Source organism: Mesorhizobium sp. WSM4844 (assembly GCF_055811775.1).
In genome coordinates this window covers 1-882 of record NZ_JBVVQB010000162.1, presented here as the reverse complement: position 1 = coordinate 882, position 882 = coordinate 1, and the positions used below count along the sequence as shown (strand labels likewise).

Sequence of the window (882 nt, the reverse complement as noted above, 5' to 3'; positions counted from 1 at the left end):
CTGCATGCGGAGGCCGCGCCGTCCGCATGGTCTGAGAAGCACCTCGCTGCGATCGAGAACTCCATAAACGTCTCATTTGCGGTCCCCAAAGGCTTCTCCCATTGGACTCATCGCGTCCCAGACGCGATGCTCCCTTTCGTGGACCGCCACGACCCCTTGCCGAATGCGGGCCAGGCCCGGCAAGTGAGTTTTGAGCAGCACGTGGCCCAGCCGCGCCGAGCCGATCCGGCTCCTGTCGCGAGTGGCGCCCGTGATGCCCGCTATCCCCATATGTCCGGCGAACACCGGGACGTTATTGATACGGCGATCGCCCACGCTGCGGCTCAGCAACACCATAGCGCGGCGACGCTTCGAATATACGCGAATGCGCTTCGCCGATTGGCGAATGATCTCGGCGCTCGTGGTCAAGCGACTGATCTAAAAAATCACCAATCCCTGGTCGATCACGTCGATGCTTTCTTTCCGAAAAACGGTGATCTAAAGACGGCGTTGAACTTCCTCCGTGCGTATCATGATCCGGACTATTCAGCGACTGCCCGGCCGGCAGTGCCGTCAAAGGCAGACGCGCGTGTCTTAGAACAAGTGACCAGTGACAGCAGCTTGGCCTTAAGCACCCGTGTTGTCTATGGTCGTAGTCTTCGCAGATTTTCTGAGGCGCTTGAGAGTGGGGGCCTGACGATCTCTGGGCTGGATCATGATTCGCGGATCGAATTCGCCGAGAGGTTGTTTCCAGACAGCCGCAAGCTCCTCTCCGCTCTGCAACGGGTTCGCGATGCGGAGCCCGCGTCAGACAGGATCGTGGCGCACGCTTTCGCAGCGGCCGGCTCTGGGCACGCCGGAGTTGAGGCCGCCGCCCCGCCAGCGTTAGCTGCCAGCCAACAG

The 882-nt window shown here is 61.0% G+C and carries 1 pseudogene; it reads left to right on the top strand.

Features of this window, described 5'->3' with window-relative positions:
• Window positions 1-183: 183 nt before the first annotated feature.
• Window positions 184-882: pseudogene (locus AC0L2A_RS36240) on the top strand (Ulp1 family isopeptidase); the annotation flags it as partial.